Origin of the sequence: Bradyrhizobium sp. 186 (assembly GCF_023101685.1) — a bacterium.
Classification (GTDB): Bacteria; Pseudomonadota; Alphaproteobacteria; order Rhizobiales; family Xanthobacteraceae; genus Bradyrhizobium.
In genome coordinates this window covers 3,031,595-3,056,456 of sequence record NZ_CP082164.1, presented here as the reverse complement: position 1 = coordinate 3,056,456, position 24,862 = coordinate 3,031,595, and the positions used below count along the sequence as shown (strand labels likewise).

Sequence of the window (24,862 nt, the reverse complement as noted above, 5' to 3'; positions counted from 1 at the left end):
AATTCGCGATTTGAGAAGTGAGTTATGAACGCCGAGCGCAAGCGGCTCAAGAAAGAGGCGAGCACCGAACGCTCCCGGCTGGAACGGCGGCTCGGCGAGATCGAGCGCGAGATGAAGCGGATCGTTGACTCTATCGTTGTCACCGGCATGCCGCCTGAACAGTTCGTCGCCCGGATGCAGGAGCTTGAGGCCGAGAAGGCCAAGGTCATCGCGGGGCTCGATGCCGCCAAAGCGACAACGTCATCGCCCTGCACCCCAAGGCGCTCGATCGTTACAAGCGCGCTGTTGTGGAATTAGCCGATCATTTGAAGCAAGGCACGCCGATGGAGTTCGCGACCGTCCGAGAGCTGGTGATGGCGATCATCGTGCATGCCAGCCCGAGCCGACCGGGCGGTGCTGGAACCAAAGCCAACGCTGAGGATGACCGGAGTGTGCGGATCGACATCAAGGGGCGCCTCGCCGCCCTTTGCGGCAATTCGGTCCTCTTTCCGAACATGGCTATGTCGGGGGGAACGTTGGTAGCGGGAGAGCGACTCGAACCCCCGACAGGGCGAGTTATTCACCATCACAGCCAAACCACGGTAGCCGGCACCGATCGCCTCGTCGCCGCCAGACTGATAAGCTTTCGCGTGAAAGCTTATCAGTCGATGAACTGACACCATTTTGCTCGAAACCTTATCAGTTTAAGATCTGCCTCCGCTCCGTATAATTTCCTATCAGGACTCCCGTTCGATTTCGTATCCGGTGGCTATCAAGACCGACCTGTGTCGTCGGGGGTTAGAGTCGGGAGAGTGCTACCTACATCACGGCTCACCGGCACGCAGCTAACCGGCCGACGTGCTAGGTCGATACCCATAGGCGAACGCGCGTGGCGTCGATTTCGAGCGTCTCGCCGCTGACGACCGATAGCATTTTGGGACCTGCTTCGATAACTGGTTTCTCAATCTCTTAGTGCCAATTAGACTTCGCTGAACTGAATACTGTCTCTTTCGCAGTCCGCCCTGAATGAGGCCCTCGCGTTTGCGTGCTCAAAGCAAAATGTTTTTCCTTTCTCAGTTGTCTCCACCCACCAATCTGATTTCTGATCGCGCGCAATATGCGCAGCATGTGTCCGCAAGCGATCTAGCTCTCGTCCAGATGCTCTGACGACTATACAATATGTCATTAAGCCCCCTATCATGTTGCACACAATCCACCCAACGCCCTAATAGAATGAGGCTGGACGCTGCCCTAATCGGGGATGATCCCACGTTCGCGCTTATCCATTAGCGTCCGCTCGATGCGCTCGGCTTGTTCCTTGGTCAAATTGACCGCCAGACTGATCCCCACCACCGCTGGCCCCCTACGTTGCCGATCGTAAACCATCCAGCCCTTGAACCCCTGGCGAACCAAAAACCTGGAGGCAGGAGACCCCTTGTCGCGCTCTGTCATCGCCGATCCGCTTGTTTGATCATCGGATCATCACCTCAATCCTTCAATGAGCGTCCTCCAGCCAAGCGCATCGTTCGCCGTTAGCAGCGAAGCGCCAAGGGTTGCCAAGTAATGTGGCAATTCGCAATCGGGATGCGTGTTCATATTGCCGACCAACGAGACGACCGAGTTCTTAAGATCGCCTCGATCGAGATAATCGAAGGCCCGTTGCTTGCACCGCTCGACATGCTTGTCGCGCGTCATGTCAATTCTCAGGGAACGTTGCATTTTCGCCTCCCCAACCGATGACTGCTTCCAATAGTGGAGTTGGAACGGAGCGGATTTGGCCTGTCTGTTTGTCGCAAGTGTGGGAATTAGGATACAGACGCATGTCGCGATTGCACCTGTCGGCGCCCCGGGCGACCGTGGAACCAAATCCAAGCCGATCCCCGGCCCGCACCTTGTCTATGGCTTCTTGACGACTACGACGAATGCGGCGGTCGAGCCGATCCATCCCAAGGCCATGCCGGTGATCCTGACGACGGATGATGAGCGCTATGTAGATGCACGCGCCCTGGGATGAGGCGAAGGCGCAACAGAGATCGCTGCCGGATGAAGTGCTCAAGATCGTGATGCGTGGTGCGGACAAAGAGGATAGAGCGGCACAACTTTGGTCGGTTAGCTTGTCATTGGGCCATCCAAACGCGCCAGCCCAGCCTCAATCACGACGATGTCTTCCTCGATCTGCTGGATAGTACTCGTGCAGTCGATCCCGGTGCACGCGTTGAGGTCTGCAATCAGTTTCCGGCGCTGCATCCGAAGCTCACCGAGAGACTTCTGGTCCTTGAGCGAAACGTAACCCTCCACGATCAGCCCAATAGCCCCTGACATCTCCAACACCTCCCGAGCCTCATTCATACCTTGCAGCAATCCCGCGTCCCGAGTTCGCCTAAAACGACGCCCCTCCGCAGACCGTGTGCGGCAGCCGTCAAATGGGAGCCCACGATCAGGCCGAGCCGCCTTAAGGTCAGGAGTGCAACGGGGTCACACAGCTCGATAGAAAGTCCGGCTCCCAATATCGCAATGGCGCGTTGCTCATCCGCGTCAAGATCAGCCCATGCGATGCCTTCCATCACGCGCCTCAAAGTTATCCCCGAGCGACATCTCAAAACCCAAACGCATGCCTGATTTGCCGCAGCATAGCCATGGCCGCGTCGGTGTACCGACCGTTGGTTAGGTATTGATCCAGTTGCGCTATACTAATCAGCGCCACAACTGCCACCGTGAAGCCCTTAAACATTGGGTCCCTCCTGCAAGAGACCGCCAACCGGGCGTATCGAAGTATTAGACTGTTCTCAGAATGCGCTGGCCGCTTATGGCCACCTATTTCTAAATCGTGACAGTGACCAGTAACCAATTCCTTAACCGGCGCGACGTTTGGATGGCGCGTGCCCTGGGGACGAGGCGAAGGCGTTGCTGCGAACGTTGCCCGATTGCGTGCTGAGCATCGCGATGCGTGAACCGATAAGCGGACATGCGCGGTCACGTCCGATGTCGGCCGGAGAACAGACATAGCAGTGGCTCGTACGCCGTTCTGCTAAGGGCCCAGGCCGTGTGAAAATCGCGCAGCTTGGGGCGCCGCGGCGCATTTCGCGACCGTCGAGCTTCTAATTCGGTGGAATCGACCTCCGGTCATCTCCGTGGCAACCAGGAGCTCCGTGTAGGCGCTGATTTGGTCGCGCAGCGACCGGCCTCACGCCTGCATCGCCTCCAGCAATCCACCTACGCCCACGATCATCATCACGCGCTTCATGTTGTAGGCGAGCACGTTGAGCGCCATCTCGGTGGCCACCTTTGGTAGCTTTTTCGTGAGCCCGTGCAATTCATCCAGCCAAACGTTCTCGAATCAAAGGTCATGACGGAAGATGGCCGGTCTCATATCGTGCAGTTCCTTTGTTCGAGCCAAGGGCCGTTCCTTCGTCCCGGCCCGCAGAACGTCGATCGCGTCGCGCGCAGGGGCGGTCAAGGCCGGCCGTCGCGTTTGGCTTACGGCTGGCTCCGGCGTTGCCAGGTTGCGCCTTGACAGCGCCGAGCACGGCGCGAGGATCAAGCGGGTCGGACGCCTGCATTGGATCGACCTCGCCGAGATTCGCGTCAGCACAACGGAATCACGCTTCGCGGCATGTCTCAACCGACTTTTGCAACAAAATCTGCCAGCAGCGATGCGTCGTGGTGTGGTCGGCCGCCCATTGGTTGACGAGCCGCTTGTCGCGCGGTGAGTACGCGAGGATCACCCAACCCGAACCACCGCCTTCCGCCTTGCCCATCGCTGCGAACTCGGATCGCCAGCGCTCCATACTGTCCGAAATCACGCGCGATGGCGTCGGCAAGAGGTCCACTGGACCTTGCGCCACCACCAAGCCCATCAAAATCGATTTCGTGGAGGATCATCGAATTTGAGGCGACTAGTTCTTCACGCTTCAATCCGTTGATGGCGAAATTCGGAGCCTTGGCGAAATCAAGCTCTGCCAGTTGGGTGCCAATCGCATTGAGGCGCTTCACCGCGCCGACATAGTTGTTCTCATAGTGGCTAACGAGCACCTTTTCCGAGATGCCCGTAATGGATTTCGGATCGAAGGACATCGGCTTGGCTTGATAGGGCATCGCTTTAGCTGCGGCCTGCAGGTTGCCCTGGGCAAGCGCCGGTGTTCCGGCAAGCACAGCCGTCGATGCTGCGGCTGCACTTACGGCCTTGAGAAAGTTTCGGCGTTCGGTGGTCATGGTCATCGGACTCTCCACGTGTTGATTGCCCCCGCATGGTAGAAGCCGCCCGTGCAGGTTCATGGCACGACGGCGCGGGTCTCCGCAGGTGCGGAGAACCGGATGCTCGCGGAAAAACGCACAGCAGTAGTGAAAAGTGCCAAAAGCGGCCGATCGCGAATTTCCATTTAAGCCAGATCCCGATCGCTTCGGGGCAAGACCTGCAACCAGGAGAGATGACCTCAGCGCTTTCTCGCGCCGAGGTCATCTTGTGGCCGGATGCTCAATCTGTCAGATGCCCGATCGCGATCAACATCGATCTACGACAGTCCATCAACCGCACACCTGACGGGGTTGCAGGTGCCAGCCATGCTTAGTGTGCACGCGTCGCTGGACCACGTAGCAACTGCCGTCGTCACCGTATGAATCGCTGTAGGCATACGGATAATAGCCACGCGGATAGTCGTAAGCGTAGTCGTCATAGTAGTCGTACGGGTAGAAGCCGAAGCCGAAACGCCGCCCGAAGCCGCGATCATGAAATCCACGGCCGTGGAATCCACCAGCACGAAATCCACCTCCGTGGAAACCACCGCCATCATGGAATCCGCCCGCCATGCCGCCACCATGGAATCCGCCTCCTCCGAAGCCACCACCATGGAAACCGCCACCGCCGCCGCCCATGCCGCCTCCGTGGCCGCCGCCACCGCCACGGGCCAACGCCATCGTTGGCGAAACCAGGCCAATGGACGCAACTGCCAATAACGCGATCACTGTCTTACGTAACATGACCATTCTCCGTCAGAGATATTTCGCTCCCAAGCAGGACCGGGCTTTCGACGTGGGAATCATCTTGGAGAATCGCTACCAGCTTCGACGAGTTCGTTACTCAACTCTCCGCGAGCCACGCCTGATTAAATTTAAATTTAGTGAAGGAGTTGTTCGCGGCGCGCGCGGCGCGGCCGAAGCGCGCGCCCACGGTTGCAGATGTAGCCTGATTTGGAATTTCGTAGCGAACATCTGCTGAAATTGAATCCGAATTGACCTTCCTGAATGGCGACTACGATCGCAACAATTGGCAGAACGGCAACGCGTCCATGGAACATCGTTGGCACCGTCACCATCGGATGCACCGCGACGCGATTAATGTATGCTGTTTTCAAAGCACCAATTCTCTGTCTGAGATAGGGTGCTGTCGCCGCGATGGGTGAGTCACCGCGCGACAGAGAACACCCCGCCGCCTTTCGCAGGGAAGCGGCGGGTGTGTTTCTTGCTTTTTTAGCTTGCTCGTCGCGAAGCCATCGGAACCCCACCCCTCTGTCGTCCGGCGGCTGACGTTTCGGGCATGGCCTTCACGCCGCGCGCTTGTCGCGAAGTGTGCTTAACGTGCCATTCCAAAGCTCGACCCGGGCCTTGATGCTGTTGCACGCGGCGCGCAGAGCCCGCTCGTCCCTTTGCGGCGAGCCCGCGACCAAAGCTTCGAGCAACTCTCGCCCCATTGGACCGTGACTGTCGCCATCGAGCTCGATGTGCCGCTCGATGTAGTAGATGAAATGACGCAAGGGATCGTTGTCGTTGCTCGCGGCAGGGAGCTTCGTTCTAAGCCTGCTGAACATCTCCGGGATGATGTCCTCGCGGCCGTAAAAGAATGCCGCTAGGACCTCTTCTGTCGACCCCGACTGGGCCAGCGCCATCGTATGCGCGACAAATACTTGCACATGAGGCGGCACACCGGTCCGCATCATAGCTGCTTCGACCGGAGTACCGACCCGCGCCAGCGAGCGAAACGTGTCGAATTGACGGGTGCTGGCGCCGACGTCCGCCATGGCGCGGAGGTAGAGATCGAGGTGGCTAACATAGGAGCCGTCCGGATCGACATCCGTTTCCTCGCCGATCACGATGTCGTTGATCAAGCGCGCAGCCTTAGTGTTTTCCGCCGGGAACCACGGCACTTTTGTGCACGTCAGGTCTTGCTGCAGCCGCTTAAGGAGCGACATGAAATCCCAGACGGCGAAGACATGATCTTCCATGAATCGCCGCAGATCCTCGACGGAAGCGACCTCCGCGTAAACGGGGTGATCCAGCAGCTGCGTGCGAAGGGTGTTGAGGCAGTAACGGTCCTGTTTCGGCATGTTTGACCTCTATTTCAGCATGTTTGACCTGAGCTCTGGTTGAAGTGTGAGCCCGGCTTCGGCGACCTAATCCCGTGCAGCTAACGTGCAAGTATCTCAGAGCCGTTCGTGCGCGCCGGTACTCATCAAAGTGCGTAATCGTTCTGTCCAGAATTATTCCACGCTGCGATTGGTGCTGTAACAACGACGTCAACTGCAAAAGTCCGCAGCGCGACGCCTGGGTTTGAAGCCGACGGGGTTTGTCGGCTGATGATCAATTTGATCAGACGTGATCGCTTACGTCCTCATTTTGGCTCACGTGCATGCGAGTCCCTTTGCGTCAGCGGACGGCTGCAGATAGCTCGACGTCTGCAAAGCAGTACGGTGCCGACACCGTTTGCAAGTCTACTCATGCATGCCGTTTCGGTCGCCAACCAATCGGGTTTTCGAGGATGGATGGTCCCATGCCACGAAATGCGGGCGAGAATGTCGCGCTGCCAACTCTGGATTATGAGACGTGGAAAGAACTCGTGCGCGCGATGGGCGGCCGGTTCAATCCGGAAGGTATCGATCCGAAGGCATTTATCGGCTGGCTGCGGCCCATGAGCGTCTTTGGGCTAACGGCAGCCGAGGTTAGTTCTAATGCTCAGCGAGTCGAGCGGACGCAGCGGGATGTTCGCCTCGATGGCGCGGACCACTACATCGCGATCTTTCAGGTCGCCGGCCAGTCCGCGATGACCCACAACGAACAGGCCTTGCGATGCGATGTAGGCGATGTCGTGCTGGTCGACGTGGCTCGGCCCGCGACGTTCTTTGCGAGCGTGGGGGCCGAGTTGTGGAAGTCCGTAGCCCTTGTTTTGCCGCGGCGGTCGCTCGTTTCCCACCTCGGATTCGAGCCACGCGGCGGGCTTTACCGGCGCGGCGGAACGGCTGCCGGGCGCCTCCTCCTTGATCTCATCCGGAATCCCGGCGAAGACGGAGGATCAGCCCACTCCTGTGCCAATTCCCACATGCGAATAGCTGTCTATGATCTTGTCGGCGCCCTCTTTGCACCGGTTGATCCGGCGCCGTCGCGTCATGCGGACAAGCTCTTCATGCGTGTCCGCAGCATCATCAAGGACGGTTTCGCGGATCCGGATTTTTGTCCGGACGAAGCCGCGGCGAGAGCGGGGATATCATTGCGCTATCTGCAGAAACTGTTCACGCAGCGCGGTTCGACCTGCAGTGAATTCATCTATTCGTTCCGTCTAGATCAGGCCGCACGTCTTCTGCATCGCCGGGCGGAGCTGGCCGGAAATCAACACCTCAGCGAGATTGCTTACGCTTGCGGCTTTCGCGGCTACGCACATTTCGCGAGAAAGTTTCGACACCGGTTCGGTCACGCACCAGCTGCACGTCCCGCAGGGTTTGTTCACGCCCGGCAGCAGCCCGAATGAGCGTGTGCCATCGGCTCACGACGACAGGTGAGCGATTAGCAGTCTTGGATAGTCCGTCAGATTCGCGTTGGCTTCCGGGGATGGAATAGCTCCTCGACGGATTGTTTCGGGTCCTTGATCCCGGAGCGATCGTTGCGATCGTTCTTCTGTGCCTCGAGCTTCTCCAGGAAGCGAAAACGGGGCGATCGGGTCGCGTGCCCCGATCGGCCTTGCTTTGTCATGCCGAAACCCTTTTGGCCGCCGTGCGTCATTTGATCACTAAGGAAAGCTGTGCGCCTAATCTCTCGCAACCGGGTAGCCGCCACGGGCCAAGCTAAAGGCGTGAGGTGGAGACGGTCACTTTGCAAGAACAGAATGCGGCAGCCGGCGCGCCTGCTACCCAGGAGCCGTTGTGAGCCGTCGGGAGTTCCAGTCAGGGGAGCGCGCGCTACCGCCTTTCCCCACACCCGATAAACTTGCGCTACCTCCTTCAATCATCCGCATGCAGTTCACACGACACTGAGCCAGCTCTTGAATTTCTTACGTGCGGCACCGACGGGGCGGTTCCGTCGCGTCGTTCTGACTGCGCGCCAATCACTTCCGGTTTACCCAGATAAGCAAACAATTTCAGAGCCGATCGGTACTTCGCGGGCCGACTTCGGACGCGCGCACCGGATTTCTTCATCAGCAAAATCCGAAGTCACTCGAATCAACGCACAGAATGAATCGCCGTTGAGGCATCTTTGCAGTAGCGCGACCGTGGTCTGCCCTCCATCTACCTATTATCTCGAGGAGACCCGAAATGAACAGATTGCTCACCCTTGCCCTGCTTGCCCTGCTGGTCGGCGCTACGGCCACCCCGGCCCCGGCGGCGAATGTTACGGAAACGGAATTGATGCAGGCGGCGACCGCGCTGGCTCAGCAATATGACGCCAATTACGCCGCCAAGAATCCCGCTGGCATGGCCGCGCTCTACGCCTCGGACGGCGTGCTGGTCGCACCGTCCGGCTCGATCGTGCGTGGCCGACAGGCCCTCACGACCTATTATGCCAGCCGCTTCGCCTCCGGTGCCCGGGGCCACGCGATCAAAGTCGTCGAAGCGCATGTCCAGGGCAATGGCGGGTACGGCCTTACCCAATTCACCGTCACGGTGCCGGGCGCGAATGGCAATCTTCGCGAAGAGCACGGCAGCATCGTCGTGGTCTATCGACGCGACGCCGATGGATGGCACATGCGCCTCGTCGAACCGAGCGTGCCGGAGTCGGCCGACCAATAGACGGCAGTGACAGCGCCCCGCAAGCGTTACGGCCGAGCGCGACCGCGCCTGAGGATGGATGCTTCCTGATGCGGTCAACACACCAGACCGTCACTGCATAAATATTTCGCATTCAGTCTCCATGCCGTGATGCTAGGAGTTCTCCCGGACCATCTGCGGCTGAACCGCCGTTCTCAGTGGCGGGATGCCCTTGGTGCTTGCCACCACCGGCGTCTCCTCCGATAGGCCCGCAGTCACCTCGATGCGACCGTTATCGGTGAGCCCCGTCTTGACGGCGAGGCGTGTGATGCGATTGTCAGTGATGGTGTAGACAAAGTTGCCGTCGCCATCCGAACCTACAGCCCCGGTGGGTACGGTAAGTGCATCGGGACGCCGGTTCATCTCCAGTGAGACCTCCGCATACGTGCCGGGATATAGCCGTTCCTCCGAGTTGGGAAGGTCGATCTCGGTGCGCATGTTGCGGGTCTCAGGGTCGAGATGCTGCGAGAAGCGAGTTACCTTGCCGATGAATGGCTTACCGTCGAAACCAGACGGCTTGACGATGGCCGGATCGCCGACGTGAAGGTGAGGTACGTCGTTCTCAGGAACGTCGCAAAACACCCGTATCGTATCGATCCGCTGCGTTGTGAAAAGTGACCCTGCGGACGGCGTCGTCCGCGTGGCCGTGGCGGCCTGGACCAAATCGCCCCGGTTCACCTGGCGCCGAGACACCACACCATCGAAGGGCGCCAAAATCTGCGTATAGGCGAGCAGAGTCTTGATCTTCTCCACGGTCGCGGTGGCAACGTCGACCTGGTTGGCCGCGAGGTCGCGGTTCGCTTCCGCAACCCCGAGATCTGCCTTGGCGATATCCGCATTGGCGTGGACCTGATCGAGTGTCCGGTCGCTGATGAACTGCCTTCCCTCGCCCAGTTGCTCCCGGTCTTTCGCCAAGGCGTTCTGAAGCGCTACGTCCGCCTTGTTGTGGTCCAGTTGGCGGCGCGCGCTCTCTAGCGAGCTTTTCTTGGATTCGAGCTCGGCCTTTGCTTCGGCAAGCTCCTGCTTCATTTCGGGAACGTCGATAACCGCGAGCACTTGACCTGCCTTGACGTGATCGCCGATATCGACGCGAACATCGGACAGGTATCCCGAGACCTTGGCGAAGAGATCCGCTTCCTCAAAGGCTTCGAGGGTGGCGTTAGTTTGGAGACGCTGTGCCACCGTAGCGCGGTGCGGACGCACAACCTCGACCCGCGGAGGACTTTCTGCTCTCTTTGAATTCACCGGCGATGGCGATGCCGCCAGATGCCAATCGGCAACGATGCTCGCCGCGCCGACGCCGACCACCACCACCAAGACCTTTATGCCCGTTCGACCTGTGAAATTCATGACGTTCCGCCTTTAAACTCGGGTTGTGGCTGTTCCGCTTATTCCGCCGCCCGAGCATGGTGTTCGGCGCGTCCGTCGTGACGATCCCACGCCGGCCCGAGCCGCTGCTCCGGCTCAAAATAGTGGCTATGCGGGTCGTCAGGATCGAGCGACGCGGAAACCGGAGCATGCCGTGACTGGAGCATGGCCAGGATCGCAGGCAGGATGACGAGCGTAGCGCATGTCGCGCCGAGAAGACCGCCGATCACCGCCCGCCCAAGCGGCGCACTTTGCTCTCCGCCCTCTCCCAGACCCAGCGCCATCGGCACCATGCCGGCCAGCATCGCGAAACTGGTCATCAGGATCGGACGCAGACGGCTCCGTGCGCCTTCTATCGCCGCCTCCCATGGTTCACGACCCTCGACCCGGCTGCGCTCGGCGAAAGTCACGAGCAGGATGGCGTTTGCCACGGCCACGCCAATCGCCATGATCGCGCCCATGAAGGATTGAATGTTCAGCGTGGTCCGGGTGAGCCATAGCATGAGCACAACCCCGGTGAGGACGGCGGGTATCGTCAACCCCACCGCCAGGGAAAGCCGGAACGACTGGAAGTTGGCGGTCAGCAGCAGGAGGATGACACCCACCGCCATCAAGAGTCCCAGACGCAGGCCTCCGAACATCTCCGCCATCGGCTGGACTTGCCCGCGCACGGTCACGTTCACGCGATCTGACGGCTTTCCCGTATCGCTGATCGCCTGCTGCACGCGGGCTGCCGCGCGACCCAGATCCTCGCCGTAGATATTGGCGCTGAGTGTCAGCATGCGCTGCATGTTGTAGCGATCGTATTCGCCGAGCGCCGTGCCGTCGGTCACGCCGGCCACATTGCGGAGGTCGATTTGTTGGCCCGACCGGCGAGCAATGGGAAGGTTCTTGACCTCCTCCAGGGAATTCATCTGGTGCTCGGGAATTTCGACCTGCACCTGATAGCCAATGCCGGACTTGGGATCGGGCCAATAATTCGCGGATGTGTAGCGACTGGATGATGTGCCCGCGACAACCGACTTCGCCACGTCATCCGCCGTCACGCCCAGAACGCCCGCACGCTCGCGGTCTACGGCGACCTTTACGGTCGGGTAATCGAGCTCCTGCTCGAATCCCAGGTCTCGCAGCGTCGGCACCTGTGACAATTTCGCTCGCAGCTTGTCGGCATATTGGCGGCTATCGGCGAGGTTCGGCCCACTCACTGCTACTTCGATCGGGGTCGGCGCGCCGAAGCTCATCACCTGGCTGACGATATCGCTTGGCTCGAATGAGAAGCGCACACCTGCCAGTTCCTGGGGCAATTTCTGACGCAGCCGCTCCTTCAATTCCTCGATGCCGATCCCGGCGCCGCGCTTGAGCTGCACTTGCAGCACCGCTTCCTCGGAGCCGGAACTCCAGAGATAAATGGTATTGATCGGGTAATTGGGCGGCTGCGTGCCGACAAAACCGAGACTGATGTCCACGTTATCCGGCCCGACCTCGCGCTTGATAACGTCGAGTGTCTGCAGCGCGATCTGCTCGGTACGCTCGATGCGCGTTCCCGCCGGAGCCCGGAGATGCAATTGGAACTGGCCGGTATCGACGATCGGAAAAATCTCGGTGCCAAGAGAGCCGCCGATCAGGAAAATGGTTGCGCCGCAGATCACGAGATAGGAGAGCACGATGGTGCGCCGTCGTTTCATGACCGCGCGCGCGAACTGATCGTACCTAGCCCGCAGCCGATCGAAAAACGTCTCTTGCGGCCCGTGGTGCGTGCTCGGATTGCGCAGCATCCAAACCGACAACACCGGCACAAAGGTACTGGAAAGCAGATACGACCCCACCATCGAGAAGCCGACTGCCAACGCCAGCGGCACGAACAGATTGTGCGCAGCGCCGGTCATGAAAAAGGCGGGAATGAACACCGCCAGAATGCAGAGCATGGCCACGAACCGGGGCAGCGTCGTCTCGGCGGTGGCCTCGCTCGCGGCACGGGCAAGGCTACGGCCGTCAGCAAGACGGGTGTGGATGTTCTCGATGGTAACTGTCGCCTCGTCGACCAGGATGCCGACAGCCAACGCCAACCCGCCCAGGGTCATGATGTTGATCGTCTGACCCGATACCCAGAGCGCCGTCACCGACGCGAGGATCGCGAGCGGAATGTTCAAGACCACGACGAGCGAACTGCGCCAATCCCGCAGAAACAGCAGCACCATGAGGCCCGTGAGCACCGCGCCGAGAGCGCCTTCGACGAACAGGCCCTGGATGGCGCGCGTCACATAGGGAGACTGGTCGAACTGGTAACTGACCTCAACATCATCGGGCAGGACGGATTGGAAGCGTGGCAAATTGCCTTTGACGGCCTGGACGACCGCGAGTGTCGAAGCGTCCGCTCGCTTGGTCACGGGGATATAGACTGTGCGGCGCCCATTCACCAACGCGTAGCCGGTCTGGATGTCGGCGCCGTCTTCGACCGATCCGACATCGCGGATGAAGATCGTTTGCGTTCCGTGCGAGCGGATGGGAATGTTGTTCAGACCCTTGAAATCCCCCACAACGGAGTTGACCGGCACCATTGGCATGAGGTTGCCGATCCGGACGTTACCGGATGGGCTGACCGTGTTACCGGCACTCAGCGCCTGCACCACCTCGTCCGGCGACATGTTGTAGGAACGCAGCTTCTCCGGATCCAGGCGAACGAGGATGGTGCGCTGGCTCGAACCAAACGGCGGCGGGGCCGACACGCCTGGCAAGGTCGCGAACAACGGGCGCACTTTGAAGAGCGCCGCATCCTGGAGCTCGGCGACTGTTTTCGTCTTGCTGGAGAAGACGAGGTCGCCGACCGGGACGCTCCCACCGTCGAACCGCATCACGAACGGCGGCACGGTTCCCGTGGGCATGAAAGCGCGGGCGCGGTCGACGTAACCAACCGTCTCGGCCGTAGCCTGCGCCATGTTCGTGCCGGGATGGAATTGGAGCTTGATCAGCCCGACGCCCTGAATCGATTTGCTTTCCACATGTTCGATGCCGGTGATGTAGAGGAAGTGGTACTCATAATAATTGACGATGAACCCTTCCATCTGCGCCGGGTCCATGCCGCCGTAAGGCTGCGCCACATACAGCACGGGCACCCCGATATCAGGGAAGATGTCCCGAGACATGCGATCGACCGCCAGAAAACCCACCAACGCGACGGCTATGACCATCGTCAAAAGCGAGATCGGACGTCGCAATGCAAACGACACCAAGCTCATCGTGACGCCTCAGCCGATTTCACCGCGCGGAGCGCGCCTCGACGGCACCAACGGAAACGAGCGGGACATTTCGGAGAAATACGGCTCATTTTTCTGCCCAAAAGCTCACCCCTCAAGGTTCAACGACCTCGAGCGGCGAGCAGAACTTGGACGGCGAGCCGTCTTAGAATGCCGGGAGTCTGCGGGCCCCGACGGTAGATGACTATCCAAGATGGCAATCAAATGCGGTCGTCTCAAGTAAACTTACTTTCACGTTCCTGAAATCCAATTTGTGGTGCAGACAAATCGTGGACCTATGTCTTGTAGAATGACGCGGCCGAGCGCCGAAAACGCAGTCATGCAACGAGTTGAGGAGATATTCCTCGCGCTGGCCGCCACTGCATTTCTGTAGACGTAGCGGCGTCGCATGACAGGTCCGCGTTCCGCTGGGTGATTGCACCTCTGTCCATGGTGTCAAGCCAAACCGCAGAAATTGTGATGGTCAGGCGCGACAGTCTTTTGAGTGACCGGTTTAGGTGCGGAATGACCTGCTCAAGATGAAGGCTAGAGATGCGCCAGATAGTGCGCGAGCGCGGTGATTTCCTCTTCGCTCAGGGGATAGGCGACATCCGCCATCGCCGCCACGCCACCACCGACTCGCAAGCTTGACTTGTAGTCATGTAGCGCTTTGACCAGGTAGTCCTCGCGCTGGCCGGCGAGACGCGCAACCGCTTTCGTTCCGGCAAATGTATCGCCGTGGCATGACGCACAGCGCCGTCCTGCGGCCGCCTCCGCACCTTTCCTAGACAAGTCGGGATTGTCATCGGGTGCGGAAGCTTTCGGCGGCGTCAGCGAGGCAAAATAGGCGCCGAGATTGCGAACGTCCTCATTGTTGAGTTGCTCGGCCATCGGCTGCATGACTTCGCTTTTCCGTGAGCCGCTGCGGAAGAACACTAGTTGCCACTGCAAGAAGGCATCGGGTTGCCCGGCTAGCGACGGAGTGTTTTCCGTGCCGGATATACCCGCTTCACCATGACAGGGGGTGCATACCGCCGCCTTTTCCTTGATCGTCTCGTCGGCTGCATTGGCAATTCCAGCCACCCCAACCATCATCGCGGAGGTCAGTAGCAAGGCGCAAAAGGGCATCTCCGCGACAATTCCATAAACCGTTTTCATGCCTGCCTCCAGTTCGGCCGCGCCCTTGAGTGAGTTTGTTGCCTCGGCAATAGAGTTCCGAGCAAGCAGCCGCTCTAAGTCGCCTCGGGCCGTGAAGGTTCCGAACCGCTCACAACAAGTTTCCCACGAACGTAGTGGCCGAACTCCCGCACGAATTTGTGATGCTCCCGTTCGAACGTCTATCAGTACGCGAGTCTGTTGCTGAAACTAACCACGAGCGACCCGAGCCCGATCGGTCGTCGGTAGTCCTTGCTCTTGCTTTTGCCTCGTGGCCAAATTATTAGATGCGAAGGGGAAATGCAGTCTCCCCTTGAGACCACGGTCCAAGCGCTGCGCAACACTCGACTTGTCGAGGAGACTTGCGCATGGACGACCGTAAACACTCCATTTCACCAGCAATCCTGTACGCACGGCACGGCTCCGAAGCGGCGCCAATCATCGTCGACGTGCGCCGCGACGCTGACTTTGCCGGCGCCGGAACGCTCGTGGCCGATGCGTTTCATCGCTCGCCGGACAACGTCGAAGAATGCCGAACTGATCTACCGAGCGGGCGCCAGATCGTCACCTACTGCATTCACGGATGTGAAGTCAGCCAGGGCGTGGCCGATGCATTGCGCCTCATGGGCATGGAGGCGGATTTTTTGGAAGGCGGTATCGCCGATTGGACTGAGCAGGGATTGCCGACCCGCCGCAACATCGGCCCTACCCCGAGCAAGTGGGTCACGCGAGAACACCCGAAGATCGACCGCATTGCCTGCCCTTGGTTGATCCGCCGCTTCATCGATCCGAATGCAGAGTTCATCTACGTTCCGAAGGATCAGGTCGTTGCGGTTGCCCAACAAACGGGTGGGATCACCTACGACATCGACGGCGTGGAATTCACGCATGAGGGCGAGCGCTGCTCGTTCGATACCATCCTGCGCATCTACGAGATCAATGATCCGGCGCTCGATCATCTAGCAACCATCGTTCGGGGTGCCGACACCTCGCGGCACGATCTGAGCCCTCAATGCGGCGGCCTGTTCGCGATCTCGCTCGGCCTCTCCGCGAACTTCCCGGATGACCACGAAATGCTGAATCACGGCATGGTCATCTACGACGCGCTCTACACCTGGTGCCGCTCTCTGCAAGCCGAGACGCACAACTGGCCGGCGCGCGCCGCGGGAGCCTGACGGTGCTACCGAAAAGCGACCTTATGAGGAGGCAAGCACGCTTCCTTGGCGTGCTGTTCGCGATCGCGTCTGCGACCTGCGACGTCGCACCCTTGCCATGAGTCCACAACGAACCAGTCATCCGCCCCCGCGCACCTTTCGGGGAGACGTCAACCCAAGGAGATTCCCATGACCATCAAAACCGAACGCCGAAGCTTCATTCAGGGAGCGGGACTCGTTGCTGCCGCCGCATCAGCAGCAACGCTGGCGGCGAGCCCTGCATTCGCCCAAACTAACCAACCGAACGGAGCCAGAACGATGCCATATCAAGCAAAACCCCTGTCACTCGACCCGAAGTCGATCAAGGGCATCTCGGAGAAGGTTCTCGTAAGCCATTATGAGAATAACTACGTTGGCGCCGTAAAGCGCCTCAACGCGATCGGCGCGCAGCTGGCCGAGCTCGATTTCACCAAGGCGCCGAATTTCATAGTCAACGGCCTGAAGCGCGAAGAGTTGATCGCCGCGAACTCGATGATCCTGCACGAGATATATTTCGACGGACTCGGTGGTGGTGCCGGCGCAAGCGGCGCGCTGGCGGAGGCTATCACCCGTGATTTCGGTAGCCTCGAGCGCTGGCGCGCGGAATTTGTCGCGATGGGCAAGGCAGAAGGCGGCGGTTCTGGCTGGGTGATCCTGTCCTACTCGCCACGCGACAAGCGCCTTGTGAACCAATGGGCGGCGGACCACACCACGACACTGGCCGGCGGTCGTCCGGTGCTGGTGCTCGACATGTACGAGCACGCCTATCACATGGACTATGGTGCGGCGGCGGCGCGCTATGTCGACATCTATATGGAGGCAATCCGCTGGGACAACGCTGCCAAGCTGTACGATCAGTACAGCCATGAAGGCTAGTGGTTGGGTGCGAGATATCTTGCGTAGAGGTGCACAATTTGCCGGCGATGCGGCGCGCTTACGACGGAGCTCGGTCATGAGCTGCCGCACGTCACAAATCCTAGCGCAACCAGAACAACATGCTCTGCATGTCGCAGTCGAAACCTGGGAAGTCGTAGCGCCATTCAAGTTTTAGTGACCTGTCCGGCTAGATCATTTCTTGCAAGCGTCGAAATATTTGCACCGCGCCGATGTTTCTTATGCTGATGACAGAAGCGCGAAGATCCTCGATGCCCAAGGCTGCCCTGGTCTCCCTTGCAACGTCGGTGCCTCCCCACGTGCTTTTGCAAAAGGACGTTCTGACGGCAGCCTGGGATGTCTTCGGCGCCCGCTTTCCTGAATTCGAACGGTTCTCAAGCATCTTTTCGAATACCGGAATCGTTAAGCGTCACGGCGTCAAGCCATTCGACTGGTATCTCGAACGACGAGGCTGGCCGGAACGCACCGAGGCCTTTCTCGAAGGAGCTGAAGCGCTATTTGTCGACGTCGCCGAGAAGGCGCTTGTGAGCGCACAACTTACTGGCGGCGATATCGAATCTGTCGTGACCGTCTCTTCAACGGGAATCGCAACACCAAGTCTCGAAGCGCGCGTCGCCCGCCGGATGGGTTTCCGGTCCGACGTAATGCGTGTACCGGTGTTTGGTCTCGGCTGTGCGGGCGGGGTTTCGGGTCTATCGATTGCGTCGCGCCTCGCCCAGGCTCGGCCAGGCGCCAACGTGCTGCTGGTCACGATCGAGCTCTGCTCTCTTGCACTTCGCCTGGACGAACTTACCAAGGCTAACATTGTGGCCGTGAGCCTGTTCGGCGACGGCGCTGCTGCAATCGTGCTGCGCGCGGGCGATGGCGGCGCGACGCAGATCGAGGCTGCCGGCGAACACCTTTGGCCGAATACGCTTGGCATCATGGGATGGAATGTCGACCCGGAAGGATTCGGCGTCATCTTTCGCCGCACTATACCTGACTTCGTCACGACGCATCTCAACTCCGCCGTGACGGAAATTCTCTCCAGCATGCGCCTTTCGATGGAAGACATTGACCGGTTCATCTGCCATCCCGGCGGCGCGAAGGTTATAGATGCATTGGAAGGCGCGCTCGCGCTCGACCAAGGAACGCTTTCCCATGAACGGCAGACTATCGCCGACTTTGGCAACATGTCGTCACCCACGGTATTGTTTGTGCTTGAGCTGGCTCGCGCGAAGGGGCTGCCGGCGCGGTCGCTGTTGACGGCGCTCGGACCCGGCTTCACCGCGAGCTGTGTCACGCTACGGCACGCTGCGTGACGTTTTCTGAACTCATCCTCGGCGTAGTCACGCTGCAGCGCGCCGGCGAACTCGTCCATTCACACTCTAACACTCGAAAGCTCCTGGCCGGCGGCGCCGTTGAGGCGGCACCCCGGCATTATCCGCTGATCGTCGCGGTTCATGCAGCCTGGCTGTTGTCGCTGTGGGTGTTCGGACACGATCAACCGGTGAATGTCGTTGCCCTGGCCGGCTACCTTATCCTTCAGTGCCTTCGCTTCTGGGTAATCCGGACGCTCGGCTCACGATGGACGACGCGGATTATTGTTCTGCCCGGACAGCCGCTCGTGTCGGCGGGACCCTATCGATTTCTGTCGCATCCTAACTATGCCGTGGTCGCTGGCGAGATCGCCGTGCTTCCGTTGGTTCTAGGTCTGCCGCTGCTGGCCGTCGTCTTCACCATCCTCAACGCTGCGGTTCTCGCGATCCGCATACGGGCCGAAAACCGCGCCCTCGCCGCATCCCGTGAGACATTGTGCGTGGCGCATCATGACTGAGCGGGTTACCGAGCCGAGTGCGGCTACGTGGCTTGGCTTCGTCCTGATGTGCCTTGGCATGTTCATGGCGATCCTCGACATTCAGGTCGTCGCCACTTCGCTGCCCACGATCCAGAGTACACTCGCCATATCGCGAGAGGCGATGAGCTGGATTCAAACCGCGTATCTGATCGCCGAGATCATCGCCATTCCACTGACCGGGTGGCTTACGCGCGCTCTGACGCTGCGATGGCTGTTCGTTATTGCGATCAGCCTCTTTACCCTCGCCTCCATCGGTTGCGCGTTCAGCGGCGGTTTTACGATACTTGTCTGCTTCCGCGCGCTTCAGGGCTTTGCTGGCGGCGTGTTGATTCCGGCAGTTTTTTCCGCTGTCTTCCTGCTGTTTCCGATCCGTTTGCATCCCGTTGCCACCACAATGGCCGGCATCATGGCCGTGCTGGCGCCCACGATCGGGCCGGTGGTCGGTGGCTGGATTACCGAAGCTTGGTCCTGGCATTGGCTGTTTCTGATCAATGTCGCCCCCGGCGTGATCGCCGCACTCGCCGCGCCAATGCTGCTCCCGAGCGAGCGGCCTCGGCTTTCTGATCTGACTACACTCGACGTGCCTTCTCTCGCACTTCTGGCGGTTTCGCTTGCAAGCCTGGAGATCGGACTGAAGGAAGGCCCGCAACATGGGTGGCTTTCTCCATTCTGCTCTATCCTGATCGTCCTGAGTGCTGCCGCGGCAACTGTCTTCGCCGTCCGAACACTCGGGGCCGCGTATCCGGTGGTCGAGCTATCGACATTCAGATCGCGCTCGTTTGCGATCGGTTGCGCATTGAGTTTCTTTCTCGGAGTTGGATTGTTTGGCTCGGTCTATCTCATGCCGGTCTTCCTTGCCTATGTTCGACATCATGACGCATTTGAAATAGGCACGATTATGCTCGTCACCGGCGTTTCGCAGCTGGTGACCGCGCCGATTGCCGGCACGCTGGAAAGCAGATTTGATCCCCGCTGGTTATCGGCGGTGGGGTTTGGTCTGCTCGCGATCGGACTGGGTTGCAGTGCATTCGAGAGCCGTGTCGCCGACTTCAAGGAAATGTTCTGGCCGCAAGTTTTGCGCGGCGTTGCGATCATGTTTTGCCTGCTGCCTCCGACCAGGCTGGCGTTGGGTTCGCTGACCGCATCACAGGTACCCGACGCAAGCAGCCTGTTCAATCTGATGCGAAACGTTGGGGGCGCAATCGGTATCGCGCTGATCGATACGATCCTTTATGGCCGCACCGGCGAGCACGCCGAAGCTCTGCGCGAGCGTCTGATTGCGGGCGATGTGACTGCGGCTCAGGCGATCGGGCTTGACCTGATGTTGTTTACCCACCGCCCTCCGGAGGTATCGGATGCCACGATTGAAGCCTATCTGCGTCCCATGGTCGAAAAGGCCGCGTTCGCGCTCAGTGCCAACGAAGCCTGGGCCCTCCTCGCTTGCGTGGCATTGCTCGGACTATTGCTCATTCCGTTCGCGGGTGGTTCATCGGAAGGCACTGATACGGGCACGGACCAACTTGGAACAACGAACCCATATTCGGAGAGGCCGCCTCCAACGCTGTAAGTATCAAAATGATAAGATGTGATCGCTGGCGCCGTCATTTTGGCTCATGCGCATCAAGGCCCCCCGGGAGGGCGTACTTGGTGTCGTGCGCATGGTCCGGCCGAAGTAAATCCGATTGGTTGCACTCTTACGCAGCTATTGCCCATGTCTGATCAGCACGTCTCGGCAAGCCGGGTGTAGCCTGGCGCGATTTTCCTTCAGGCAGGCCAGAATGGTAAAATCACCTTGATCCATCCACTTGCGACACAGTCGCTCAACGTCGTGGATGCAAGCCTTCTCGTCCTGGTCGGTACCAGCGTGCTGAGCAACGGTTTCGGTCGATAGGCTCGCGAGCAACGCCAGCGCCAGAAGAACTCTATTCATATGCGTACCTCCTCATTAACAGTCGTTGTGTTCAATGGTCGTGGAGCGCCGCAATGCAGCTTCATTCCATGACCATCGCATGGTCGCTACCTGCCTCCGACGCAGCACGCCGCAGCAACAGCACCAGCGGGATGGCGCCCAGCGAGAGAACCATCATCAGTTTGAAGTCGTCAATGTAGCTGATGATGGAAGCCTGGTTCTGGATGACCTGATCGAGGGCGGCCCGTCCTGAGGCGGTCCATGGGCTCCACGCGTGCGCGATGACGCTGTTCCTGAATCCGGGATTAACCGCCATGACATGGCTTCCGATGATGGCGTGGTTGATTTGGCCATTCCTGGTCAAAAGATAGGAAACGACGGAGATTCCCACGCTGGAGCCGACGTTTCGTGAGAGGTTGTACAGACCGGTTGCGTCGGGCCGCTGCTCTGGGGCAAGCGTGGCAAAGGTCACAGTGGTTAGCGGGACAAAAAGAAATCCAAGTCCCGCGCCCTGAATGAAACCGGTCACCGCGATCGTCCATTGCGAGACGTCGGGGGTCCAATCGGTCATGTCGAAGAGGGCCCACGCCGTCAGCAGCAGACCAATCACGAGGAGTATCCTGGTGTCGATCCGCCCCATCAGCCTACCGGCCGCGAACATGCAGACCATGGTCCCAATACCGCGTGGGCCCATGACGAGCCCGGCCGTGACGACGGGGTAGCCGGCGACTGCCGCCATCAGGACCTGCCGGCGCCCGAACTTGTTGACGAGAAAGCCGGATGGCGGAGTCATGATCGCGGCGGCCACAATGTAGGATGTCAGTACCCAATTGATCTGATCGGCGCTGGCCGAAACGCTCCCCTGTATGTAGGGAGGCGCGACGTTGGCGATTGTGGTATCCAACGCCTGCATGATCACGGCCAGGATCACGCAGGCCGTGATGGCCGGCCGGTTGATCGGCCGAGCCTCGACGGCGGTGGAATCAGTCATTTTCGCTTTCCGAGGACGAGGAGCTGAACAGGTCAGTGATGAAGCTGGGCAGTCCGCGCTCGTGTCCGGTGTCGACGTTCAATTCCACGCTCATACCGACGCGCAATGACGGCTTGTCAGGCGCATTGTTGACCCGGATGCGCATCGGAATGCGCTGGACAACCTTGACCCAGTTGCCGCTGGTATTTTCGGCCGGAAGCAATGAAAAGCTCGATGCCGACGCCGGGCTTATGCTTTCGACCGTGCCAACCCATCGCTTGCCAGGATAGCTATCGACGTCGACCGTCACCTTCTGTCCGGGCTTGACATAAGTCAGTTCCGTTTCCTTCGGACTGGCTTGAACCCAGACATGATCGGTTGACACGATGTTGAATGCTGTTGCTGCGGCGGCGAGATATTGGCCAGGCTGCAACGACGGCACGTTGGTCACGATTCCTGCGAAGGGTGCTTTGACAACGGTATGGGAAAGCTGGCGCGCGGCCTCGTTGCGCGCGGCCAGCGCATCCTTGTAGCGCGGATGATCCTCAATCGGCGCATCCGGATCGTTATTCAGGTTTGCGGCGATTCCGGCAAGTTGCGCTTCCAGCGAGGCCAGCTTCTGCTGCGATGCTTGCAGCGTATTGCGGGCCGCGTCAAACGTCGCCCGCGGGGTGAAGTCGTTGGTGATCAACTGCTGCTGGCGCTTGAAGTTGACATTGTTGAAATCGACATCAGTCTTGGCCTGTTCGACCTGACTCTGCATGTTGCGGTAGCTGGCCTGCAGCGCGACGAGATCGTTCCGGGTGTTTCCGATCTGAGCTTCAGCGCGATCCAGCGCCAGCCGGAATGGCAGGTCGTCCAGCTTGAACAGCACGTCGCCCTTCGCAACCTTCTGGTTGTCGTGAACGAACACGTCGGTGACAATCCCGGAAACGTCGGTGGACAATCCGACCATGTCGGCCTGGACGTAGGCGTTGTCAGTCGACATGACAGCGCCCCCCGTCACATAGAGATAGCCGCCGACCATCAGCGCCACCGGCAACAGGGCAAACATCAAAATCCGCTTTCGCGATTTTTTCGGTGCTCCCGGGGCGGCCGACGGAGGCAGGTGCTGCGGTTCGCCAGACGATTTGCGACGATCCGGCCGCTCTTTCGCTGTCGGCTCGGCGGCTGCATCAGTGTCTGGAGCATCCCTCGCCTCCGGCGGATGGCGCGTCAAACGATAGACCTTGTCCTCAGCGCCCGGTGGATCACTATGGAGGATGGCCTTTTCGACGTCGGCACCGTGCCGTTTGGGATTTACTTCGCCGGTACTACCCATGGCTTGCTCGCTTCTGTTTTTCCACCGAAGTCGCACGCTTCGGTGAGGTTGAATTTCAGAACTTTGAGGGTCTCCAGCAGGCGCAAACCGTCCGCCTCGGATAGACCAGTCAACGCCTCGCGGCGGGTGATGTCGCCGAGCTTGCGCGCCTGCGTCAGCTTTGGCCGGGCTGCCGGAGCAAGCCGGAGGATCCGGACCCGCCGGTCGGACGAATCCGGATGTCGTTCGATCAGTACGCAGGCCTCTAGCTTGTCCAAGATGCGCGAAAGGGTGATCGGCTCTATGTCGAGGAGTTCTGCCAATCCGCTTTGGTTGATGCCTTCGTTCTGGGCCAGGTAGGCCAGTGCCTGCCATTGCGATCGCGTCAACCCGGATTCGCGGGAAATCTGCTCAAACCTTTTCCTGAGCAACCGCGCGACTTCGTGCAGCAGAAAACCAAGGGTGGGGGATTCGACCTCCATGGTTCTTCTCCTACGTAAGCTTATGATAAGCTTGCTTATCTTTTTGATAAGCTTGCTTATGAAAATGGCAAGCGCGCGCCCCTTGCAAACACGTCATCGTGAAGGGGAAGGATCATCCGTCGCATATGAGCGCATGCTCAAAGAAGTTGCGACTGCCCTGCGTCGGCCGCTTGCGCCGCTTCTCCTTGAAAGGATCACAATGCGCTCCGATACGTCCTTCGGACGAATGCAGCTCTTACGACCGGCTCACGGGGCTGTGGTCCGAATTTCTCACGCGAAGAGCAGCGAGAGCCGAATCGATGACTGTGGAAGAGCGAGAGCAGCTCTGGGCAGAGGCCATGCGCGCCGAGCGGCGCGGCGAAGCCGTCGTATATGAGCGCATGCTCAAGGAAGTTGCGACTGGCCTGCGTCGATCGCTTACCCCGCGTCTCATTCGCGTGGGCTTCGGTGCGCATGAGACTGAAGATCTGGTGCAGGAGATACTCATAGGCCTGCACGGCAAGCGGCACACCTGGGATCCGGCTCGCCCGTTCCTGCCATGGTTACACACGATCGCTCGCTACAAGCTCATCGATTTCGTGCGCCACCGCCGAAATGACACGCGGCGACGTGTCGATCTGCCTCTTGACGGTTGGCTCGAAATGGTTGCCCCGCCGGACGAGACCAATCGCTCAATATGGGAGCTGGATCGCCACCTTGCGGTGCTGCCGGTTGGCCAACGCAAGGTCGTCCGGGCGATTGCGGTCGAAGGCGCATCCGTCCGCAACGTCGCCCAGGAGCTTGCGACCAGCGAGGGCGTGGTCCGGATGACGCTACACCGCGCGATCAACCGTCTTCTGCAGGCTGCGGACACTACTCCGATGAACACACGACGCTCAAGGAGCGGGCATGACGAGCACCGATGACCTCATTCATTCCCTTGCGAGCACGGCCGGCACGCCGCGGCGGGGCGCTTCCCTCCAGGCCGTCTTCGCGGTCACCGGTGCCGCGTCGTTGGCCTTCGCGCTCCTTCTCCTCTTTTCGATCATCGGCATCCGCCAGGACTTCGCCGATATGGCGGTCCGCATGCCGTTCGCGTTCAAGGTTGTCTTCGCAGGCGCCCTGGCGGTGGGGACGTCGGTCGTGGCGCTCTACGCCGCGACGCCCGGCGCATCCGCCACCGCACTATGCGCCCTATTGCCAGCGGTCATTCTTCTGGCTTGTGGTGTCATATTCGATCCAACCGGGTTTCCGATCATGGGGAGAACCGACACTGCCGTTGCCATCTGCGTGGGCCACATTCTTTTTCTTTCGCTGCCAGATATGATCCTGACCTTCGTCTTCATGCGGAAAGCCGCGCCGACGCAGCCCCTTTTCGCGGGAGCAGTCCTTGGAATGCATTCCGGATCTATCGGGGCTTTGGCCTATACCCTGGCATGCAGGAATGACGGCACGGCTTTTGTCGCGATCTGGTACGCAGTGGCTTGTGCCATCATGGCGGCCGTTGGCGCCATCGTTGGGCATCGTGTCCTGCGCTGGTGAGATAAAGCGCTGT

General features: G+C 59.7%; 25 protein-coding genes and 2 pseudogenes. 12 read left to right on the top strand and 15 right to left on the bottom strand.

What is annotated here, in order from left to right; genetic code table 11:
- The first annotated feature begins 24 nt into the window (after positions 1–24).
- Positions 25–297, top strand: coding sequence for a hypothetical protein (locus tag IVB18_RS14480; RefSeq protein WP_247989735.1), 273 nt, complete (start codon positions 25–27; stop codon positions 295–297).
- Positions 288–656: a hypothetical protein gene (locus IVB18_RS14475; protein WP_247989734.1), complete on the top strand. Its 369-nt coding sequence runs from the start codon at positions 288–290 to the stop codon at positions 654–656. The genes IVB18_RS14480 and IVB18_RS14475 overlap by 10 nt, the downstream gene beginning before the upstream one ends.
- A gap of 574 nt (positions 657–1,230) precedes the next feature.
- Here the strand turns inward: IVB18_RS14475 and IVB18_RS14470 are convergent.
- Together IVB18_RS14470 and IVB18_RS14465 are read right to left on the bottom strand one after the other, a co-directional pair.
- The gene (locus IVB18_RS14470; protein ID WP_247989733.1) at positions 1,231–1,431 is read right to left on the bottom strand and encodes a hypothetical protein; all 201 of its coding nucleotides are present in this window, start codon (positions 1,429–1,431) and stop codon (positions 1,231–1,233) included.
- 30 nt (positions 1,432–1,461) lie between these two features.
- A complete protein-coding gene (locus IVB18_RS14465) occupies positions 1,462–1,698 on the bottom strand; it encodes a hypothetical protein (protein ID WP_247989732.1) in 237 nt (78 codons plus the stop codon).
- A gap of 130 nt (positions 1,699–1,828) precedes the next feature.
- Here IVB18_RS14465 and IVB18_RS14460 point away from each other — a divergent pair.
- Positions 1,829–2,165: pseudogene (locus tag IVB18_RS14460) on the top strand (hypothetical protein); the annotation flags it as partial.
- Here the strand turns inward: IVB18_RS14460 and IVB18_RS14455 are convergent.
- From IVB18_RS14455 to IVB18_RS14440, 6 genes and pseudogenes are all read right to left on the bottom strand, one after another.
- Positions 2,089–2,301: a hypothetical protein gene (locus tag IVB18_RS14455; RefSeq protein ID WP_247991640.1), complete on the bottom strand. Its 213-nt coding sequence runs from the start codon at positions 2,299–2,301 to the stop codon at positions 2,089–2,091. The pseudogene IVB18_RS14460 and the gene IVB18_RS14455 sit on opposite strands and share 77 nt — an antisense overlap.
- A gap of 274 nt (positions 2,302–2,575) precedes the next feature.
- A complete protein-coding gene (locus IVB18_RS51615) occupies positions 2,576–2,710 on the bottom strand; it encodes a hypothetical protein (RefSeq protein ID WP_256476759.1) in 135 nt (44 codons plus the stop codon).
- 453 nt (positions 2,711–3,163) lie between these two features.
- Entirely contained in the window at positions 3,164–3,292 is a 129-nt protein-coding gene (locus IVB18_RS51610; RefSeq protein WP_256477139.1) for a hypothetical protein, read from the bottom strand.
- Between the two features lie 343 nt (positions 3,293–3,635).
- Positions 3,636–4,197, bottom strand: a pseudogene (locus tag IVB18_RS14450) (Fe-Mn family superoxide dismutase); the annotation flags it as partial.
- Between the two features lie 306 nt (positions 4,198–4,503).
- Positions 4,504–4,956 (bottom strand): hypothetical protein, encoded by a 453-nt coding sequence (locus tag IVB18_RS14445; RefSeq protein ID WP_247989731.1) that lies wholly within the window; start codon positions 4,954–4,956, stop codon positions 4,504–4,506.
- A 563-nt stretch (positions 4,957–5,519) separates the two neighbouring features.
- On the bottom strand, positions 5,520–6,299 hold the full coding sequence (locus IVB18_RS14440; protein WP_247989730.1) for a DUF3050 domain-containing protein: 780 nt from the start codon (positions 6,297–6,299) through the stop codon (positions 5,520–5,522).
- Between the two features lie 443 nt (positions 6,300–6,742).
- Here IVB18_RS14440 and IVB18_RS14435 point away from each other — a divergent pair, with 443 nt between their 5' ends.
- Both IVB18_RS14435 and IVB18_RS14430 read left to right on the top strand, forming a co-directional pair.
- Positions 6,743–7,714 carry a helix-turn-helix domain-containing protein gene (locus IVB18_RS14435; RefSeq protein ID WP_247989729.1) on the top strand — a complete coding sequence of 324 codons (972 nt, stop codon included), beginning with the start codon at positions 6,743–6,745 and terminating at the stop codon, positions 7,712–7,714.
- A gap of 781 nt (positions 7,715–8,495) precedes the next feature.
- Entirely contained in the window at positions 8,496–8,969 is a 474-nt protein-coding gene (locus IVB18_RS14430) for a nuclear transport factor 2 family protein (RefSeq protein WP_247989728.1), read from the top strand.
- Positions 8,970–9,101: 132 nt separating this feature from the next.
- Here IVB18_RS14430 and IVB18_RS14425 read toward each other — a convergent pair whose 3' ends face one another.
- The 3 genes from IVB18_RS14425 to IVB18_RS14415 form a co-directional block, all read right to left on the bottom strand.
- Complete coding sequence (locus IVB18_RS14425; protein WP_247989727.1) at positions 9,102–10,337, bottom strand: efflux RND transporter periplasmic adaptor subunit; 1,236 nt, start codon at positions 10,335–10,337, stop codon at positions 9,102–9,104.
- Positions 10,338–10,375: 38 nt separating this feature from the next.
- Entirely contained in the window at positions 10,376–13,591 is a 3,216-nt protein-coding gene (locus IVB18_RS14420) for an efflux RND transporter permease subunit (RefSeq protein ID WP_247989726.1), read from the bottom strand.
- Positions 13,592–14,134: 543 nt separating this feature from the next.
- Entirely contained in the window at positions 14,135–14,716 is a 582-nt protein-coding gene (locus tag IVB18_RS14415) for a c-type cytochrome (RefSeq protein WP_247991639.1), read from the bottom strand.
- Between the two features lie 395 nt (positions 14,717–15,111).
- Between IVB18_RS14415 and IVB18_RS14410 the strand changes: the two genes are divergently transcribed.
- The 5 genes from IVB18_RS14410 (at position 15,112) to IVB18_RS14390 (ending at position 20,234) form a co-directional block, all read left to right on the top strand.
- Positions 15,112–15,918, top strand: a complete 807-nt coding sequence (locus IVB18_RS14410; protein WP_247989725.1) for a sulfurtransferase/chromate resistance protein — start codon at positions 15,112–15,114, stop codon at positions 15,916–15,918.
- Between the two features lie 297 nt (positions 15,919–16,215).
- Positions 16,216–16,812, top strand: coding sequence for a Fe-Mn family superoxide dismutase (locus tag IVB18_RS14405; protein WP_247991623.1), 597 nt, complete (start codon positions 16,216–16,218; stop codon positions 16,810–16,812).
- 269 nt (positions 16,813–17,081) lie between these two features.
- A complete protein-coding gene (locus tag IVB18_RS14400) occupies positions 17,082–18,131 on the top strand; it encodes a 3-oxoacyl-[acyl-carrier-protein] synthase III C-terminal domain-containing protein (protein WP_247989489.1) in 1,050 nt (349 codons plus the stop codon).
- Positions 18,128–18,646, top strand: a complete 519-nt coding sequence (locus tag IVB18_RS14395) for an isoprenylcysteine carboxylmethyltransferase family protein (protein WP_247989488.1) — start codon at positions 18,128–18,130, stop codon at positions 18,644–18,646. The genes IVB18_RS14400 and IVB18_RS14395 overlap by 4 nt, the downstream gene beginning before the upstream one ends.
- Positions 18,639–20,234 carry a DHA2 family efflux MFS transporter permease subunit gene (locus IVB18_RS14390; RefSeq protein WP_247989487.1) on the top strand — a complete coding sequence of 532 codons (1,596 nt, stop codon included), beginning with the start codon at positions 18,639–18,641 and terminating at the stop codon, positions 20,232–20,234. Before IVB18_RS14395 ends, IVB18_RS14390 begins: the two co-directional genes overlap by 8 nt.
- A gap of 135 nt (positions 20,235–20,369) precedes the next feature.
- Here IVB18_RS14390 and IVB18_RS14385 read toward each other — a convergent pair whose 3' ends face one another.
- The 4 genes from IVB18_RS14385 to IVB18_RS14370 form a co-directional block, all read right to left on the bottom strand.
- The gene (locus IVB18_RS14385; protein WP_247989724.1) at positions 20,370–20,597 is read right to left on the bottom strand and encodes a hypothetical protein; all 228 of its coding nucleotides are present in this window, start codon (positions 20,595–20,597) and stop codon (positions 20,370–20,372) included.
- A 61-nt stretch (positions 20,598–20,658) separates the two neighbouring features.
- Complete coding sequence (locus IVB18_RS14380) at positions 20,659–21,567, bottom strand: MFS transporter (RefSeq protein WP_247989723.1); 909 nt, start codon at positions 21,565–21,567, stop codon at positions 20,659–20,661.
- Positions 21,560–22,501, bottom strand: a complete 942-nt coding sequence (locus IVB18_RS14375; RefSeq protein ID WP_247991638.1) for an HlyD family secretion protein — start codon at positions 22,499–22,501, stop codon at positions 21,560–21,562. Before IVB18_RS14375 ends, IVB18_RS14380 begins: the two co-directional genes overlap by 8 nt.
- 344 nt (positions 22,502–22,845) lie before the next feature.
- Positions 22,846–23,328 carry a MarR family winged helix-turn-helix transcriptional regulator gene (locus tag IVB18_RS14370; protein ID WP_247989485.1) on the bottom strand — a complete coding sequence of 161 codons (483 nt, stop codon included), beginning with the start codon at positions 23,326–23,328 and terminating at the stop codon, positions 22,846–22,848.
- Between the two features lie 338 nt (positions 23,329–23,666).
- Between IVB18_RS14370 and IVB18_RS14365 the strand changes: the two genes are divergently transcribed.
- Together IVB18_RS14365 and IVB18_RS14360 are read left to right on the top strand one after the other, a co-directional pair.
- A complete protein-coding gene (locus IVB18_RS14365) occupies positions 23,667–24,233 on the top strand; it encodes a sigma-70 family RNA polymerase sigma factor (protein ID WP_247989722.1) in 567 nt (188 codons plus the stop codon).
- Positions 24,217–24,849, top strand: a complete 633-nt coding sequence (locus IVB18_RS14360; protein ID WP_247989721.1) for a DUF1109 domain-containing protein — start codon at positions 24,217–24,219, stop codon at positions 24,847–24,849. Before IVB18_RS14365 ends, IVB18_RS14360 begins: the two co-directional genes overlap by 17 nt.
- Positions 24,850–24,862: the final 13 nt, after the last annotated feature.